15 protein-coding genes are annotated in these 17,111 nt (G+C 69.0%); 6 read left to right on the top strand and 9 right to left on the bottom strand.

Annotated elements, in window-relative coordinates; all coding sequences use genetic code 11:
- Positions 1-2: 2 nt before the first annotated feature.
- The 5 genes from WEF05_02260 to WEF05_02240 all read right to left on the bottom strand — a co-directional run bounded on the left by WEF05_02260 (position 3) and on the right by WEF05_02240 (position 6,851).
- Positions 3-1,331 (bottom strand): glycosyl transferase family 2, encoded by a 1,329-nt coding sequence (locus WEF05_02260; GenBank protein MEX1100724.1) that lies wholly within the window; start codon positions 1,329-1,331, stop codon positions 3-5.
- 97 nt (positions 1,332-1,428) lie between these two features.
- On the bottom strand, positions 1,429-3,720 hold the full coding sequence (locus WEF05_02255) for a DEAD/DEAH box helicase (protein ID MEX1100723.1): 2,292 nt from the start codon (positions 3,718-3,720) through the stop codon (positions 1,429-1,431).
- A 70-nt stretch (positions 3,721-3,790) separates the two neighbouring features.
- Positions 3,791-5,203, bottom strand: coding sequence for a sodium:proton exchanger (locus WEF05_02250; GenBank protein ID MEX1100722.1), 1,413 nt, complete (start codon positions 5,201-5,203; stop codon positions 3,791-3,793).
- 71 nt (positions 5,204-5,274) lie between these two features.
- The gene (locus tag WEF05_02245; protein ID MEX1100721.1) at positions 5,275-6,222 is read right to left on the bottom strand and encodes an LCP family protein; all 948 of its coding nucleotides are present in this window, start codon (positions 6,220-6,222) and stop codon (positions 5,275-5,277) included.
- Complete coding sequence (locus WEF05_02240; GenBank protein ID MEX1100720.1) at positions 6,219-6,851, bottom strand: hypothetical protein; 633 nt, start codon at positions 6,849-6,851, stop codon at positions 6,219-6,221. The genes WEF05_02245 and WEF05_02240 overlap by 4 nt, the downstream gene beginning before the upstream one ends.
- An 87-nt stretch (positions 6,852-6,938) precedes the next feature.
- Here WEF05_02240 and nhaA point away from each other — a divergent pair, with 87 nt between their 5' ends.
- Positions 6,939-8,432: a Na+/H+ antiporter NhaA gene (nhaA, locus tag WEF05_02235; protein ID MEX1100719.1), complete on the top strand. Its 1,494-nt coding sequence runs from the start codon at positions 6,939-6,941 to the stop codon at positions 8,430-8,432.
- Here the strand turns inward: nhaA and WEF05_02230 are convergent.
- Both WEF05_02230 and crcB read right to left on the bottom strand, forming a co-directional pair.
- Positions 8,402-8,749: a DUF190 domain-containing protein gene (locus WEF05_02230; protein MEX1100718.1), complete on the bottom strand. Its 348-nt coding sequence runs from the start codon at positions 8,747-8,749 to the stop codon at positions 8,402-8,404. The two genes, nhaA and WEF05_02230, sit on opposite strands and share 31 nt — an antisense overlap.
- Complete coding sequence (crcB, locus tag WEF05_02225; GenBank protein MEX1100717.1) at positions 8,746-9,120, bottom strand: fluoride efflux transporter CrcB; 375 nt, start codon at positions 9,118-9,120, stop codon at positions 8,746-8,748. Before crcB ends, WEF05_02230 begins: the two co-directional genes overlap by 4 nt.
- Before the next feature lie 93 nt (positions 9,121-9,213).
- Between crcB and WEF05_02220 the strand changes: the two genes are divergently transcribed.
- From WEF05_02220 to WEF05_02205, 4 genes are all read left to right on the top strand, one after another.
- Positions 9,214-9,825 (top strand): histidine phosphatase family protein, encoded by a 612-nt coding sequence (locus WEF05_02220; GenBank protein MEX1100716.1) that lies wholly within the window; start codon positions 9,214-9,216, stop codon positions 9,823-9,825.
- Between the two features lie 113 nt (positions 9,826-9,938).
- Positions 9,939-12,191: a sodium-translocating pyrophosphatase gene (locus WEF05_02215; protein ID MEX1100715.1), complete on the top strand. Its 2,253-nt coding sequence runs from the start codon at positions 9,939-9,941 to the stop codon at positions 12,189-12,191.
- A gap of 19 nt (positions 12,192-12,210) precedes the next feature.
- On the top strand, positions 12,211-12,570 hold the full coding sequence (locus WEF05_02210; protein MEX1100714.1) for an OB-fold nucleic acid binding domain-containing protein: 360 nt from the start codon (positions 12,211-12,213) through the stop codon (positions 12,568-12,570).
- Between the two features lie 52 nt (positions 12,571-12,622).
- Positions 12,623-13,276, top strand: coding sequence for a hypothetical protein (locus tag WEF05_02205; protein MEX1100713.1), 654 nt, complete (start codon positions 12,623-12,625; stop codon positions 13,274-13,276).
- Between the two features lie 27 nt (positions 13,277-13,303).
- Here WEF05_02205 and WEF05_02200 read toward each other — a convergent pair whose 3' ends face one another.
- Both WEF05_02200 and WEF05_02195 read right to left on the bottom strand, forming a co-directional pair.
- Positions 13,304-14,020, bottom strand: a complete 717-nt coding sequence (locus WEF05_02200; GenBank protein MEX1100712.1) for a TrkA family potassium uptake protein — start codon at positions 14,018-14,020, stop codon at positions 13,304-13,306.
- Entirely contained in the window at positions 14,020-14,679 is a 660-nt protein-coding gene (locus tag WEF05_02195; GenBank protein MEX1100711.1) for a TrkA family potassium uptake protein, read from the bottom strand. Before WEF05_02195 ends, WEF05_02200 begins: the two co-directional genes overlap by 1 nt.
- Positions 14,680-14,780: 101 nt before the next feature.
- On the opposite strand from WEF05_02195, the gene WEF05_02190 reads away from it, so the two are divergent.
- Complete coding sequence (locus WEF05_02190; GenBank protein MEX1100710.1) at positions 14,781-17,099, top strand: APC family permease; 2,319 nt, start codon at positions 14,781-14,783, stop codon at positions 17,097-17,099.
- The last annotated feature ends 12 nt before the right edge of the window (positions 17,100-17,111 follow it).

Genomic DNA, 17,111 nt, shown 5'->3' with positions numbered 1-17,111 from the left:
CTTCACGAACCGATCACGTCGGCCCACCGGGAACGGAGCCGGTCCTTTCGCGCCAGGAAGGCCGCGGGGTAGGTACCGATCCGGTGTTCCGCCGCCGCCTGATCGTCGCCGCCCGCTTCCCGCACGAACGACGCCGTTCGCGCGAAGTACAGCGGGATCATCGCGTCGATCAACCGGTCCGGATCGGCTCCGGGAAGGTTGGCGACGACGAGCAGGTCCTGGACGACGTCGATCCACAGCTCGAGCGGGAAGGCGAACCGCTCGGGATCGGGCGAGCCGTTCGCAACCTCGCGAACGCGGGCGAGGGTGGCGGCCTCGAGCGCATCCTCCAGGTCCGGGGCGAATGCGACGACCCCGTCGCGGAACTTGCCGATCAGCCCCGCGACGTTCACGGCGAGCGGGTCGGTCCCGGTGGCGAACGGGAACCCGAACACGGGTGCGGGGGCGATCCGCTCGACCGCACTCCAGACGCCGTGGAAGCGTCCCGCAAGCGCGAACATCGTCCCGACGACCTGGTGGAACATCGGACCGAGGTGCTCTCCTGGGTCTTTCGGCGCGTGTAGCTTGCTCCCGAGCAGCGTCTGCGCGACCCGGTACCCGCCGGCGATCGCCGAGGTGGTCATCCAGATGTCGATCCCGAACCGGGCGACCTCGGTGGTCCACAGGTCGTCCTGCTCCGCCCACATGGTGGCCATCCGCCCGGAGAACCCGAAGTCCCCGCCGATCGGCTGGCGAACCTCGGTTCCGTACAGCGCGGCGGTCATCGGATACGCGACCGAGTTCGTGATCGTCGCGTCATGCTTGTGGCGCAGATACATCGGTAGAACATGGTCGGCGTCGTGCTCGAGCACCGGCCCGAGCAGCTGTTCCACCCAGACTGGGGTGATCGACCGCAGGTCGGAATCGACACACGCGAGGGCCCGCGCCCCGACCGCCCTCCCGATCGTGAACAGGGGCCGCAGAGCGTTCCCCTTCCCGCGGATCCCCTCGAGCGTCGTCGCGACCCGCTTGGGCAGCGGCGCTCCCGAGGGGATCAGCAACAGGTCCTGATCGACGCTCGTCGAGGCGCCCATCCCGATGGCGACGGTGGCGTCGCTCGATCCGCTGTCGAGGATCACGATCGCCGAGGCGACGTCCGCGTAGTGGCGCCGCAGCCCCGTCTCGACCGCGCGCACCACGTTGGCCACGGTCGCCTGGCTGTCGTAGCAGGGGATGCCGACGATGAGCTCCGCGCCTTGCACCTCGTCGATCTGCTCGGAGAGGTTGCGCGTCAGCTCCTCGAGCGAGGGAGTCACCTCGGCGAAGTCCGCCGGACGGCGATGGTCGTCCATGGTGCGGCGTATCGTGCCAGAAACGGGAGGGGCGGTCGCATCCACGGCAGGGTGTTCGTCTCGCGCACACATGCCGCTCACGCGCCGTTCGGCGAGCTCAGCCCCACCGCTCGCCGAGGATCGCCGCGAGCAGAGCGACCGCGCCCGCTTTGTCCAACGGTTCGTTGCCGTTGCCACACTTGGGAGATTGGACGCACGAGGGGCAGCCTCGCGTGCACGGGCACTCGCGTACGGTCGCGAGGGTCGCCCGTAACCACCGGTCGGCCTCCTCGAACCCACGCGAGGCGATGCCCGCCCCACCCGGATAGCCGTCGTACACGAAGATCGCACACGTCCCGGTGTCCGGGTGCAGTGCGGTCGAGACGCCGCCGACGTCCCAGCGGTCGCATGTGGCGACGAGCGGCAACAGACCGATCGCCGCGTGCTCGGCGGCGTGGGCCGCTCCGGGCAGGTCGGCGGGCCGGATCCCGGCACGATCGATCACGTCCTTCGGTACCGACCACCACACCGCGCGGGTCTGCAGCGACTGGGGCGGGAAGGCCAGCGGAATGACGTCGAGCGTCTCGCCCGACGCGATCGAAGTACGCACGTATCCGACGACCTGGTTCGTGACCTCAACGGTGCCGGTCGTCACCGGAACCGTTCCCGTGACGGATCCGAGCTCGATCTCGCGCACGCGGAGGTCGGTCACATCCCGCGAACGGGTGAAGTAGTCCGGCTCTGCGCGTTCGACGATCGCCACACGCTCCACGAGATCGAGTTCGACGACGAGGAACGTCTCACCTTGGTGCAGGTACACGGCCCCGGGGTGCACCTGGGCGAAGGCACGCGCCTCGTCCACGGTGCCGAGCAGCTCGCCGGTGTCCGCGATCACGATCGAGTACACGTGGCTGGACGCCGACCGGATGTCGACGGAACGATGCGGCGCCTCGCGTCCGGCATGGTGCAGCGCGCGGCCACCGCCGCGTACGGGGCGCTCCACGAGCTCGCCCGCGGTCACGAGCCGTTCGAGGGCCCGTTCCGCGGCGGGTCCGAAGAAGGCGACCGCCTCGTCGTGGGACAGCGGCATCTCCCGCGCGGCGCAGCGCAGATGCGGTTCCAGCACGAACGGATTCCCCGGGTCGATCACCGCGGCCTCCGGAGGCCGGTCGAACAACGCCTCCGGATGGTGGACGAGGTACTGATCGAGCGGGTCGTCCTGCGCGACGAGCACCGCGAGCGAGCCGTCACCGCGTCGTCCCGCTCGTCCGGCCTGCTGCCACATCGAGGCGCGCGTCCCCGGATAGCCGACGAGCACCGCGGCATCGAGCGAGCCGATGTCGATGCCCAGCTCGAGTGCGCTGGTCGCGGCGATCGCGGTGAGCTCGCCGGCGGCGAGCGCCCGTTCGATCTCGCGTCGCTGCTCGGGCAGATAGCCGGCGCGGTAAGCCTTGATCGTGTCCCACGCCACCGCGTCCCCGACGGCTCGTTGCGCGAACGTGGCCAACAGCTCGGCTGCTCGCCGCGATCGCGTGAACCCGATCGACCGCGCGCCGGCGTCGGTCAGGGCCGCCAGCAGATCGGCCGACTCCGAGAGCGCGCTCCGGCGTTGCCCCGTGTCCTCGTCGACCACCGGCGGGTTCCAGAGGGCGAAGAGTTTCTCGCCGCGCGGAGCGCGATCGTCGACGATCGCCTCGCAGGGGCTGCCGAGCAGGCGTTCCGCGAGCTCCGTCGGGTTGCCGATCGTCGCCGAGGCCAGCGCGAACCGTGGCGTGCCTCCGTAGTGTGCGACGAGCCGGCGCAACCGCCGCAAGACCATCGCCACGTGCGATCCGAACACCCCGCGCGCCGTGTGGGCCTCGTCGACGACCACGAGCGACAGTCGCAGGAAGAAGTCCGCCCATCGCGCGTGGTCGGGCAACAGCGACGCATGGAGCATGTCCGGGTTCGTCAGGACCAGGTTCGCGTTGCGACGGATCAGCGGACGCTCCTCTTTCGGGGTGTCGCCGTCGTAGACGGCCGCTCGGAGCTGGGGCAGCTTCAGCGTCCGCACCTGCCGGAGCTGATCGCGCGCCAGCGCCTTGGTCGGATACACCCAGAGCGCGGTCGCCTTCTCGCCGTCGAGCGCCGCCGTGGCGAAGGCGAGGGTCGAGGCGAGCGTCTTGCCCGACGCCGTGCCTGCCGACAGCACGACGTCGCGGCCGTCGAGGAGCCCGCGGAGCGCTCGCGCCTGGTGCGGATACAGGCCCTCGATGCCGAGCAGTTCGAGTCGGCGCACGAGCAGGTCGGGGACCTCGGAGGGGAACGCCTCGAGGATCGGAGCGATCGCGGCCAGTTCGCGGACATGGGTCAGGGAGTCGGCGCGGTCGGGGTCGTCGCGTATCGAGGCGAGGAAGGCACGGGGGTCCACGCATCCATCGTAGCCATCGGTGACGTCGCGGCCGGTGGCGGGGTCCTCGGTGGCGGGCTCCCCGGACCGATCAGGCTCCGGGAGCCGGGGTCGAGGTCCGTGGATCCGCCGCCGGCTCGTCCTCCATCATCTCGGAGAAGGGTGTTCGGAACCCGTCCCGTAGCAGCCGCCGGATCTGTCCGCGGTCCTTCATCAGGACCACGGCACCGAGCACCAGATAGAGGATGCCTACCCCGATCCGCTCCGCAGCGACCAAGGACTCCGGAACGACCGCGCCGAGGATGAACTGCGCCCAGAACAACCCGAACAGCATCAACGCCTCGCGGTTCGACAACGAGAGGCTCGACAGGACCGCCACGGCGAAGAACGACTGCGCGGCGGTGAGGAACAGCTCCTCTCGCTGCAGCGCCCCCAGCGGCAGGCCGTGGGAGCTCGCGGAGGCCATGGCGAACACGATCGGCAGGGTCCCGACCAGCAAGGTCCACTGGTTCACCTTCGACGACACCAAGGTGCCCAGACCCGCGTTCGTATTGAGACGCCAGGCGTAGAGGCCTGCGATCAGCAGCTCCGGCGCCTCCGACGCCAGCGGCGCGAGCCACTGCACCAGGACGAACTCGCTGATCCCGAGCGTCTCGCCACTGGCGACGAGCGCCTCGGCGAAGTGCTCGGCGCTCAGAAGGATGATCGTCGCAGCGAACACGAACATCGCGACGACGCTCAGGCGGCGACGCCCATCGGAGAAGGTACCCACGTACCGTGCCGGGCCGACGAGGTGGGGTTCCTCCGCGGGGGCGCGCGAGATCCGGATCGTGTAGGCGACGAAGATCGTGATGAGCACGCCGGCGTCGATCAGCGTGATCGAATGCTTCAGCGGCAGCGTCAAGGAGTAGAGGGTCGCGAGCGCGAGGAAGCTCACTTCGACCGCATGCGATCGCTCGAGTTCGATTCCGGTGCCGCTCTGTCCCACGAGAGCCCGTCGGTCCGCCGCGTCGAGCGTGCCTTCGGTCTCCCGCCGTCGGAACCGCCGGACCTGATACCAGGCAAGGAACACGACCAGCGACCACCCGATCCCGATCAGCAACCGGTTCGCTCCGGTCATATTGGCGAGTGCGAGGGAACAGGGGGTCGACTCGGGATCGCTGCCCGGGGGACCGCAGGCCGCCCCGAACTCTTGAACGGCGTTGCCGGCCTTGGAGGCGAACACGAGATCGACGGCGTACTCCGGCAGCACCGCGATGAACGCGAGCACGGCGATCGCCAGTCCCGCGGAGATGTCGAGCTGAGCCGCCTCGGCCCCCCAGGACAGCAGGAACGCCGCGCCTACGATCGCCATGCCGAACAGCGCGGCCTCCAGCGGATGCGGCAGACCCGGATCGAGGAAGCGCACGACCACACCCGGGACCGTCACGACGATCGCGAGCGCCAGGTACATGCGCTGACGGGCCGGATGGACGTTGTGCAGATCGTCTTGGAGGGTAGTCATGGAGCGGCCCTTCGGTCGCGACCCGGTGGGTGACGGGCCGCGCGCGAGCCTAGCACCGCGATCGCCGTGCCCTACTCCCCGGCGGTGGGGCTGGGCGGGAGGTTGTTCCGCGCGACGACGCCGTCCTTCTTCATGTCGGCGTAGATCGGTCGGGCCGCGTTCGTGATGAAGACGACGCTCTGCTCCCCTTCCATGCCGATCGACCCGGGAACGACGATGTTCTCGACCTTCTCGGGGTTGAACGAGGTCGCGGCGAAGCCGAACCGGACCAGCTCGTCGAGCGAGAGGTCGGTGTCGACGTTGCGCATCCCTGCGCCGACCCAGTCGAGCAGGCGGCTCGGGTCTTCGGCGAACTCGCTGCGGAACTGCGCCAGGGCCGCGACCATGATCCGGCCCTGGTTCTCCGACCGCGCGAAGTCGCCCTGGCCGAAGCTCTTGCGATCGCGACCGAACGCGAGGACGTCGTAGCCTCGCAGGTCGTAGGTGCCCGGCGAGAAGTCGCTCTTCGCGTAGGGGTCGTTCATCGGGAACGGGATCTCGAGCGTGAGCCGCCCGATCTCGTCGACAGCGTCCTTCACGCCGTCGAACGAGGTCAGCATCCAGTAGTCCATCTTGATGCCGGTGAGGCGTTCCATCGTCTCGACCATGCACTCGGGGCCGCCGCTCGCCAGCGCGTTGTTGATCTTCCCCTGACCGAAGCAGGGGATGTCGACCCACGAATCACGGGGGAACCCGAGGATCGTGACCGCCTTCTTCTTCGGGTTGATCCCGATGATGTGGATCGAATCGCCGAGCCCCTTCTCCACGGCGGTGCCGTCGTCGACGCGGGCGTCGCTGCCGATCGCGAGGATGAAGATCGGCTCGTCGCTCTCGAGGTCGGGGACGTACCCGGCGCGAACCTTGCCGACGGCAAGGAGAGGGACCGCCTCCGCGGCGACGGGCGCCGACAGGCTCCCGAGCGTCGCACCGACGATCCATGCGGCCATCACGGCGGCGATCAGGGGGAGTCGGCGCTTCACGACGACGCCTCCGTCGGCGTGGCGTTCGTTCCGGTGCTCTTCCCGGCCTTCTCGCGCCGATCGACCTCGAACGCGGTGATCTTCCAGTCGGCGCCCGAGGGTTGGAGGAAATAGGAACCCTGGCTCAGGATGTTCGTGGCCGAACCCCCCTCGGTCACACCCTTCGCGCTGAAGGTCGCGTTGACCTCGATCGCCTCGGGGTCGCTCTCGTCGCCGAACAGCACCTTGACCGAGAGCTTCGAGCGCCCCGGCTGGATCGAGGTGAACGTGGCACCGGCGTCTGCCCCGGCGGTCAGCGACTCGAGATCGGACGCCGCCGCCTCGCGCGCGCCGGGGTCGAAGGCCTGGAGCACGGTGTCGTAGGTTCCCTTCTGCCAGTTGGCCGGATCGAGGTAGCCGGCCGTGTACAGCGCCTGGAGCAGATCCGACGCTTGTTTGGCCGCCGTCTTCGTCGGCCCTTTCAGCGTCTTCGTCTCGGCATCGACGGTCGACACGGCGGACGCTTCGTCGATCTTGAAGCTGAACCGGGGGGTCTCCGCACTCGGAGCCTCGTCCGTGTCCTCTGCCGCCTCTCCGCCCCCACCGCTGAAGACGATGAAGGCGATGCCGGCCACCGCGAGCACGGCCACGATCGAACCCGCGACGATCCACGGACGGGAGCGTCGAGAAGAGGGCGCCACATGCTTGCTTTGGGCCAAAACGCCGAGGAATGTACCATGTGGCTCTGTTCCGTCGGTGTGCCGGGAAGCCTGGTCGGCGTCGAGGTGACGATGTCTTCTAGCGGCAACCCCCCCGGTGGAACGCCTCCGGACCCCCCTGCTCCCTCCCTGCGCGACACGTTCCTGCACTCGGAGCGCCGGGTCGCCACCCGTGTGCTTCAGCCGCTGCAGAGCTTCCTGCACACGGAGGCGGCGGGCGGCATCCTCCTGCTCGCCGCGGCGATCGTGGCGCTCGTTTGGGCCAACGGCCCGTTCGGCGACTCCTACGAGCGATTCTGGGGCACGCAGGCCACGATCGGTGTCGAGGGCATCCTCGAGGTCTCCAACGACCTCCACCACTGGGTGAACGAAGGACTCATGACCCTGTTCTTCTTCGTGGTGGGACTCGAGGTCAAGCGCGAGCTCACCACCGGAGAGCTCCGCGACCCCAAGGCGGTCGCGCTTCCGGCGGCAGCCGCGATCGGCGGGATGGTCGTCCCCGCGCTGCTGTACGTGTTGATCGCGGGGACGGGGGCCGCCGGTGCCGGGTGGGGAATCCCGATGGCAACCGACATCGCTTTCGCCCTGGGCGTCCTCACGCTCGTCGGGCGCCGGGCCCCCGCGAGCCTGAAACTGTTCCTGCTCACCCTCGCGATCGTGGACGACATCGGGGCGATCCTCGTGATCGCGCTGTTCTACACCGAGCAGGTCGACTTGGAACTGGTGATCGTGGCGATCGCTGCGATCGGCCTGATGTTCGCGGCCGACCGGTTCCACGTCCGCGCGATGCCTGTCTACGTCGGGCTCGGTGTGGCCGTGTGGCTGGCGGTACAGCAGGCGGGGATCGAGCCGACGCTGGCCGGGGTGGTGCTCGGTCTGCTCGCGCCCTCGCGTCCCTTCCAACGCCCGCGAGCCGTCAGCGACGAGGCCCGTCGGGTCGCTGCCGAAACCGACGACGATCCGAACCCGCCTGACGCCGACGCACAGGAGTGGTTGCGGCTCGCGTCCCTCTCGCGCGAGGCCGTCTCACCGCTCACGCGACTCGAGACGATGCTGCACCCCTGGACGAGCTACCTGATCGTGCCGCTGTTCGCGCTCGCGAACGCGGGGATCCCGCTCAGCCTCGACGGCATCGTCGACGCGTCGACCAGCGGCGTCACGTTGGGAGTCTTCCTCGGGCTCGTGATCGGCAAGCTCGTCGGCATCACCCTCGCGAGCTGGCTCGTCGTTCGCGCCGGTCTCGGCACGATGCCCCAGGGCGCGACGTGGCGCCACATCGCCGGAGTTGCCGCACTCGGCGGGATCGGCTTCACGGTGTCGCTGTTCATCGCCGAGCTCGCGTTCGAAGGCACGGCGCTCCTCGATCTCGCCAAGATCGGGATCCTCGCGGCCTCCCTGGTGGCGGGGGTCGCCGGTGCGCTCTTGTTACGCGGCGGATCGAAGCCGGACGTCGACGCGCCCCCGGCGGCCCCCTCGACGGGTCAGTCGTCGGTCGGTGGCCGACCTCGGTAATGGAGCACCTGGATCTCGTCGCGCGTCACGAGTCCTTCACCGACCATGTCGTCGAGGATCGGGACGAACCGGTCGATCGAGGCCTTCTGGTCGACGAGCTCGATCACGATCGGCAGATCCGAGCTCATCCGAAGGATGCGGGCCGTGTGGAGCCGTGAGCTCGCACCGAACCCCTCGATCCCGCGGACCACGGTGGCGCCGGCCAGACCTTCTTCCCGTGCTCGCTGGACGATCGCCTGGAACAACGGCTTGCCGTGCCAAGTGTCCGACTCTCCGATGTAGATCCGGAGGCGCTCCGCCGGGCCGTCGATCGTCACAGGGATCGCCCCAAAGAGACGCCGCCCCAGGCCGCGAGGAGCCCGAGCACGAGACTGGCGACGACGTTCAGGAGCGCAAGCCCGTGTGCTCCGTCCTCCAGGAGCGTCAGGGTCTCGAGCGAGAACGTAGAGTACGTCGTGAACGCGCCGACGAAGCCAACCGTGAGCGTGATCCGGAGCTCCGGCGAGACGATGAACCGTTCCGTGAACAGCGCGAAGAGAAGTCCGAGCAGGAACGAGCCGGAAACGTTGACGATCAGGGTGCCCCAGGGAAACGCACCGTCCTGGAACCGGCCGACGAGTCCGCCGGCGCCATAGCGAGCGAGGGCTCCCGCTGCTCCGGCGAATGCGATCCCGACGATCGTCTTCATCCTCACCTCGATGCGTCTCTTCGGCCGCTGCGAGCGTCACGACTCCCGACCTCGGTCGTGCGCACGTCCGGACGGGAGACTATCGTCCTCGCGATGACGGTGCTCCATCTCGTGCGACACGGTCGGACCGCGCTCAACGCGCAAGGCCGCTTCCGAGGCCATCAGGATCCTGAGCTCGACGACCAAGGCCGCGTCGACGCAACGCGCGCCGCCGATGCGCTGGCCTCCGAGGCGATCGCGATCGTCACGGCCAGCCCCCTGCGCCGCGCGCAGCAGACGGCGGCCGCCGTCGCGGCCGGGCGCGATCTCACCGTGGGGGTCGAGCCAGGGCTGGCGGACATCGACTACGGCCGGTGGGAGGGACGGACCTACGACGAGGCTCGGGCCGACGACGACGAGGTGTTCGGACGCCTGCGGAACGCGCCTCGCTCGTTCGTACCTCCCGGCGGGGAACCGATGACCGACGTCGAGGAACGGGCGCTGGCGGCGCTCGATCGGCTGCGCGCGGGTCCGTCCCCCGCGGTCGCCGTGTCGCACGATGTGCCGATCCGCGTGCTCGTGACGCGGATCGCCGGGATCCCCGAGGAGGGATTCTGGGCGTTTCCCCTGGTCACGGGCGGGATCGTCGATCTCCGGCACGACGGCGAGGCCTGGTCGCTGACCGCGGTTCCCGGTGGCCCCGGGTACCGCGGCGACCTTCCCTGACGCGGGCCCGGCACCGCGGCGGTCCGGTCGGGTGGGGAGCGTTCTCTCTATACTGCTCGCGTCCTGAGCAGCGCCGACACGTTCACCCGACTCTTCATCTCCAAGGAGGATCCATGTTCCTGGCCGCCGAAGGTGGGCCGATCGACGCGGTCTTTACGTCGTTCGAGACCACCTGGCTGTGGGTGATCCTGGGGATCTCCCTGGTCGCCCTCGTATTCGCGTACTACCTCGTGCGCGAGGTGCTTGCGGCGCCGGAGGGCACCCCGACGATGCGGGAGATCGCCACGGCGATCCAGGAGGGTGCCAGCGCCTACCTCTCCCGTCAGTTCCGAACGGTGGGGGTGTTCCTCGGGATCCTCGCGGTCGTGCTGTTCTTCATCCTGCCGGTCTCCGAGGATTCGGCGCATTCGGAGTTCGTGATCCGCTTCGGTCGGTCGTTGGCGTTCGTCCTCGGCGCCGGGTTCTCGGCGATCACCGGCTATGCCGGCATGTGGCTCGCGGTCCGGGGGAACGTCCGCGTCGCCAATGCCGCGCGTGAAAGCGGCCTGCGCCGCGCGCTCCGGATCGCGTTCCGGACGGGCGGCGTCGCCGGGATGTTCACGGTCGGGCTCGGGCTTCTCGGTGCGACCGCGATCCTGCTGATCTTCCGGCAGGACGCGACGGCAGTGCTGGTCGGGTTCGGCTTCGGTGGCGCCCTGCTGGCGATGTTCATGCGCGTCGGCGGCGGCATCTTCACGAAGGCGGCCGACGTAGGTGCGGACCTGGTCGGCAAGGTGGAGAAGGGCATCCCCGAGGACGACCCTCGCAACGCCGCGACGATCGCGGACAACGTCGGCGACAACGTCGGCGACTGCGCCGGGATGGCGGCCGACCTGTTCGAGTCCTACGAGGTCACGCTCGTGGCGTCGTTGATCCTGGGCGCGGCGGCCTTCGCGGGCTCGCCCGAGGGCGCGATCATCGGCGTGATGTTCCCGCTGTTCGTTCGCGCGATCGGCGTGGTGACCTCGATCATCGGCATCCTCGCCGTCTCGCCGCGGAGCGAGGAAGAGCACGGCATGAAGGCGATCAACCGTGGCTTCTTCATCTCGGCGGTGCTGTCGGCGATCGCCGTGTTCGCCGTGTCCGCCGTCTACATGGACTCGCTCAAGCCGGCGATCGCCGTCGCGTTCGGCCTGATCCTCGCGTCGATCATCCAGGTGCTGACCCAGTACTTCACCGACACGAAGTTCAAGCCGGTGCAGGAGATCGCCGAGGCTACGCGGACCGGCCCGGCGACGACGATCCTGTCGGGGTTCGCGACCGGCCTGGAGTCGACCGTGTGGTCGATCCTGATCATCGCCGGCACGATCATGGCGGCGTTCCTGCTCGGCGACAGCACGGCCGAGGCGCTCTACTTCATCTCGCTGACCGGCATGGGCATGCTCACCACGGTCGGCGTGATCGTGTCGATGGACACCTATGGACCGGTCTCGGACAACGCGCAGGGCATCGCGGAGATGTCCGGTGAGTTCGAGGGCCGGCCCGCGGAGATCCTCGGTGGTCTCGACGCGGTCGGGAACTCCACGAAGGCGATCACCAAGGGCATGGCGATCGCGACCGCGGTGATCGCGGCCACCTCCCTGTTCGGGTCGTTCGAAGAGGAGCTGCGCGCCGCAGGCTTGTCGTTCGCCGGCATCCGGATCGACCATCCGGACGTGCTCGTCGGGCTGCTCCTCGGCGGATCGGTCGCGTTCCTGTTCTCCTCGCTCGCGATCCGGGCCGTCGGCCGTGCCGCCGCGCAGGTGGTGGTCGAGGTTCGCAAGCAGTTCCGCGAACACCCCGGGATCATGGACTACACCGAGAAGCCGGAATACGCGCGTGTCGTCGACATCTGTACGAGAACCTCCCTGCGCGAGCTCATGACGCCCGGCATCCTGGCCGTGCTCTCGCCGGTGATCGCCGGGTTCCTCCTCGGCGCCGAGGCGCTCGGGGCGTTCCTCGCCGGCTCGATCCTCACCGGGCAGCTGCTCGCGGTGATGCTCTCGAATTCGGGCGGTGCGTGGGACAACGCGAAGAAGTTCATCGAGGAAGGCCACTACGGCGGGAAGAACAGCGAGGCGCACAAGGCGGCGGTGATCGGCGACACGGTGGGGGACCCCTTCAAGGACACCGCCGGTCCGGCGCTGAATCCGCTGATCAAGGTGATGAACCTCGTCGCGCTGCTGTTGGCGCCCCTCGTGGTGAGCATGGCCGACGACACCTTTGCACGGATCACGATCGCCGTCGTGGCCGCGGTCATCGTCGGCGGCATGATCTGGTACTCGAAGTCGATGAAGACCGAGTCGATGGTCGAGCCCGACCCCGAGAAGGAGCCGGCCTCCGCGTAGCCGCGGGCCGGTCGGCGCGATGGGATTGTTCGACCGCCTACGCACCGGACTCACCGAGACCGACGAAGACCGTCTGGCCGCGGAGATCCGCGGCTGGGCCGACTCCGTTCCCGGAAGCATCCGACTCGCGGATTGCCCCAGCCGCGAACCGGTCACCGTCGCCGGGGTCGTGCGGCGGATCACGGTGGTTCCCGCGCAGGGCGGCGAGACGCTGGAGGCGCTCGTCTTTGACGGAACCGGGGAGGTCACCGTCGTCTGGATGGGACGCCGGGTGATCCCCGGCCTCAACCTCGGAACGCGGGTCGTGCTCCGTGGTGTGCTCGGCGAGGCACCCGGGGGCCGACGGATCGTGAATCCGACCTTCGAGTTCGCCGCCTGAAGCTCCCCGATCCGACGGCGCAGCTCACGCCTCCGGGGTCGCATCGCTGCAGGTGGATGGGGGTGCGCTCAAGCGGGGCGCGCGAACGGGCGATGACTACCGCATGGGTCGCGCCGGGTCCTTCGGAGGAGCGCGCACGATCGCGATGTCGGTCGTGCTCGTTCTCATGCTCGGTGCGGCGGCCTACGCGGACGGCGCCTTCGAGGGGTTGGGTGAGCAGCCGAGCCCCGGTCCGTCTCCTTCGCCCTCGGTCAGCCCCACAGCCGACCCCACGGTCGATCCTTCTCCCACGACGACGGCGACACCGTCACCCGACCCCACGGTCGATCCCTCTCCGGAGCCGACCGAGACGCCCACCGACGACCCGACCGATGAGGGCGACACCCGGTTCGAGGCGTGCGAGGGGCTCACCGGACTCGAGAACGCGATCTGCCGTGTCGAGGCGAACTACGAGGACCATCCGAACCCCGGTCTCGAGCGCGCGCTCGAACGCCTGCGCGAGAACCTCGAGCGCAAGCAGGAGCGTAACGAAGCGAAGGCGAACGGCGGCGGGAACGGGAACGGCGGGCCGGGAGCTTCCGCTGGAGGCGGTCCTCCTCCCTGGGCCGGTGGCGGCAGCTCCAACGCCGGCGGGTCATCCAACGCCGGGGGTTCGTCCCATGCGGGCGGGAACGGGAACGGGAACGGGAACGGTCCTCCGGCATAATCGGGTCGAACGGAACGAACCCGACGCTCAGAGTATGCCGCTCGAGCCGCGCTCGCTCGGCGGCGACGAACCGGATGCGCCCACGCCGGCGACCGCATCGCGCAGCAGGCCCTCGGCGCCCGGGCTGGAGATCGCCACGATCTCGTCGCCCGCAGCGAGCACGGTCTCGGGCTGCGGGATCACCACGTGTCCCTCGCGCAGCACGGCGACGATCGCGCTGTCGGTCGGCAGCCGGAGCTCGTAGATCGCCTTCCCGGCGTTCGGTGCGTCGTCGGGCAGGCGGAGCTCGACGAGCGAGACCCGGCCGCCTTCGAGCCGGAGCAGCCTGACGAGATCGCCCACGGTGACGGCCTCCTCGACCATCGCCGTCAGGATGTGGGGAGGGGAGACCGCGGCGTCCACGCCCCACTGGCTCGTGAAGAGCCATTCGTTGCTCGGATGGTTCACGCGGGCGAGCACGCGGGGGACGCCGAACTCCTGCTTCGCGAGCAATGAGGTCACGAGGTTGTCCTCGTCGTCACCGGTCGCGGCGACCACGACGTCGGCGGTCGCGAGGTTCGCCTTCTGGAGCACCCAGGGCTCGCACGAGTCGCCCAGTAGCAGGTCGACGCCGGGAGCCCATTCGCGCGCTCGTTCGAGCGTGCCCGGATCCTGCTCGATCAGCGTGACCTGGTGGTCGCGTTTCGCGAGATCGCCGGCCAGATGGCGTCCGACCGCTCCGGCACCGGAGATCACGACGAACATCAGTGGTCTCCGATCGGGGTCAACAGCTCGTCGAGCTCGTCCATCGCGTCCTTGTGGACGATCAGCGCCGTGTAGTCGCCATCCTGGAACGTGCTCGTAGGCACGGGGATGAAACCCGTTCCCCCGCGGTCGACGCCGACGACGAGGATGCGTCCCTCCGCCTGCAGGGTGTCCACCGCCTTGCCCGCCAGATGGGGAGGAACCTTGAGACGCAGACGGTACAGGTCGCCTCCCGCGAGGCTCTCCTTGATCTCCTCCCGGGGGTGGGTGAGCATCAGCATCACCTGCTTGACGCCCCACTTCGTCGTCGCGACCGTGGGGATGTTCAGGCGCTCGTAGATCTCGGCGCGCATCGGATCGAAGATCCGTGCGATCACTTGGGGGACGTGGAAATGCTCCCGGGCGACGCGCGCCGAGACGATGTTCGAGTTGTCTCCGCTGGAGACCGCGACGAAGGCGTCGGCGTCCTCGATCCCGGCCTCGATCAGCGTCGCGCGATCGAATCCCATCCCGACGACCTTCTTGGCCTCGAACCCCGGCGGGAGTCGGTCGAAGGCCTCGGCTCGCTTGTCGACGACCGCGACGTCGTTGCCCGCCTTCACGAGCTCCTGCGTGAGCAGGATCCCGACACGACCGCATCCCATGATGACCGCCTTCATGACCGGGGCAGCCTACTGCCCGGAGGGTCCTGTGTCCGGCCCCGGATCCACCGCATCGCCTCCTTCCGATCTCGCCGCGACCCGCCTACGATCCGCCAGACATGGCTCGCCTGAAACGGATGCTCGTCGGCCGCGCGCTGTCGACCGACAAGGCCGAACACCAGCTGTTGCCGAAGTCGGTCGCGCTGCCGGTGTTCTCCTCGGACCCGCTCTCCTCGGTGTCCTACGCCACCGAGGAGATGATGCTCGTCCTGGTGTTGGCGGGCGCGGGTGCCCTTTCGCTGATGCTGCCGATCGGATTCGCGATCGCGTTGCTGCTTGCGATCGTCGTGACCTCCTACCGCCAGACCGTGCGCGCCTACCCACGGGGCGGAGGTTCGTACATCGTCTCGAAGGAGAACCTCGGAACCCTGCCGGGGTTGATCGCGGCGGCGTCGATCCTGATCGATTACGTCCTCACGGTCGCCGTCAGTGTGACCGCCGGAACGATCGCGGTCGCCTCCGCGGTCGAGACCGTGGACGACCATCGCGTGCTGCTCGCGTTCGCGTTCGTGACGCTGATCGCGTTGCTGAACCTGCGCGGAACGAGGGAGTCCGGGGTCCTGTTCGCGGCTCCGACGTACGGGTTCGTGCTCTTCGTCGGGATCACGCTGGCGACCGGCCTGATCCAGTGCGTGTCCGAGTGTCGGACGGCGGCGAGCTCTCACCTCGAACTCGAGGACGTGTCTGCCCTGTCCCTGTTCCTCGTGCTGCGTGCGTTCTCGTCGGGTGCGACGGCACTGACCGGGGTCGAGGCGATCGCCGACGGCGTGCAGGCGTTCCGCCGTCCTCAGGCGCGCAATGCCGCCACGACGCTCGGTGTCATGGCGGCCATCAGCATCACGATGTTCACCGGCATCACCTTCCTCGCGCGCCAGCTCGATGTCCGGGTCACCGAGGAGTCGGCGCAGTCGGTCCTGGCGCAGATCGGCGACACGGTCTTCGGCGGCGGCGGCATGTTCATCGCGCTGCAGGCGTTCACTGCGGGCATCCTGTTCCTCGCGGCCAACACGGCGTTCCAGGACTTCCCCCGGTTGTCCGCGATCCTGGCCCGCGACCGATTCATGCCCTCGCAGTTCCGCAACCGCGGCGACCGGCTCGTGTTCTCCAACGGGGTGATCGTTCTCACGGTGCTCGCGATGGTGCTCGTCTACGTGTTCGACGCGAACCTCACGCGGTTGATCCAGCTGTATGTCGTCGGCGTGTTCTCGGCCTTCACGCTGTCGCAGGCCGGCATGGTGCGCCGCTGGTTCCGGTTGCGCGAGCCCGGCTGGAGGCGAAGCGCACTCGTGAACGGCATCGGGGCGGTGACCACGGGGGTGGTCCTGGTGATCGTCACGATCACGAAGTTCGCGCGCGGGGCGTGGATCGTGATCGCGGCGATGCCGGTGATCGTGGGCTTCTTCTGGTTCGTCAATCGCCACTACGGCCGGGTCGGCCGGGTGCTTCGGGCTGGGCGCGTCCGCGCGTCCGACGACGCCGCGAACACCTTCGTCCTCCTCGTGTCCGCTCTCGGTCCAGAAACGACGCACGCGGTCGGCTACCTCCGGGCACTGCGCCCCCAGAGCGTCGTGGCCGTCTACACGGGTGACCCCGAGGGGTACGAAGAAGCCACCGTGCGCTGGGTCGAGGTCGCGCCACGGTTCGGCAAGCTCGATCTGTTGCCGGGAGGCGGTGCCCACGTCGCGCGGTCGCTCCGACGATACCTGGCCCAGCTCCCCCGGACCGAAGGCGATTTCGTGACGGTCGTGATCCCCGAGCGGCTCGGGACCCCCTCGTGGTTCCAGTTCGCGCACCAGCGACGGGCACTCTGGTTGAAGGCCCGGCTGCTGTTCGAACCGGGGATCGTCGTCACCGACGTCCCGCTGCTGCCAGCTGATCTCGAGGCGGCCGAAGCCGAGTCCGACCGGCCGCTCGAGCCCCGCCGGAGCGTCGTGCTGGTCCCCGTCTCGGCGGTGCACGACGCGACGCTCCGCGCGGTCGTCTACGCGCGTGGGCTCCATTCGACCGAGCTGCTCGCGGTGTACTTCGCCGCAGGAGGTCCGGAGGAGATCCCCGCGATCTCCGAGGCGTGGACGGGGGCCAGGATCGACGTCCCGCTCGCGATCGTGGATGCGTCGTTCCGCGACCTGGGCCCGCCCTTGCTGGAAGAGGTGCGCCGGCATACGGCGCGTGGCGACACGGTGGTCAGTGTGGTGATCCCCGAGTTCGTGGTCGATCGGTGGTGGGAGCACCTGCTCCACAATCAGACCGGCCTCTACATAAAGCGGCTGCTGCTGTTCGAGCCGCATGTCGTGGTCACGAGCGTTCCCTTCCATCTCGGGGCGGAGGGCGCGAGGTCGCGCGTGGAACGGCCGCTCGGGGCAGCGGGAACCTCGTAGCATCGTTGGCCT

This window comes from Actinomycetota bacterium, from assembly GCA_040881665.1.
Taxonomy (GTDB): Bacteria; Actinomycetota; UBA4738; order UBA4738; family HRBIN12; genus JBBDWR01.
This window is presented reverse-complemented; position numbering and strand designations above follow the sequence as displayed.

Coding starts and splice junctions, on each gene's coding strand:
- WEF05_02260 (MEX1100724.1), bottom strand. CDS start 1,331: ATGGACGACCATCGCCGTCCGGCGGACTTCGCCGAGGTGACTCCCTCG.
- WEF05_02250 (MEX1100722.1), bottom strand. CDS start 5,203: ATGACTACCCTCCAAGACGATCTGCACAACGTCCATCCGGCCCGTCAG.
- nhaA (MEX1100719.1), top strand. CDS start 6,939: ATGTGGCTCTGTTCCGTCGGTGTGCCGGGAAGCCTGGTCGGCGTCGAG.
- crcB (MEX1100717.1), bottom strand. CDS start 9,120: ATGAAGACGATCGTCGGGATCGCATTCGCCGGAGCAGCGGGAGCCCTC.
- WEF05_02220 (MEX1100716.1), top strand. CDS start 9,214: ATGACGGTGCTCCATCTCGTGCGACACGGTCGGACCGCGCTCAACGCG.
- WEF05_02215 (MEX1100715.1), top strand. CDS start 9,939: ATGTTCCTGGCCGCCGAAGGTGGGCCGATCGACGCGGTCTTTACGTCG.
- WEF05_02210 (MEX1100714.1), top strand. CDS start 12,211: ATGGGATTGTTCGACCGCCTACGCACCGGACTCACCGAGACCGACGAA.
- WEF05_02200 (MEX1100712.1), bottom strand. CDS start 14,020: ATGTTCGTCGTGATCTCCGGTGCCGGAGCGGTCGGACGCCATCTGGCC.
- WEF05_02195 (MEX1100711.1), bottom strand. CDS start 14,679: ATGAAGGCGGTCATCATGGGATGCGGTCGTGTCGGGATCCTGCTCACG.
- WEF05_02190 (MEX1100710.1), top strand. CDS start 14,781: ATGGCTCGCCTGAAACGGATGCTCGTCGGCCGCGCGCTGTCGACCGAC.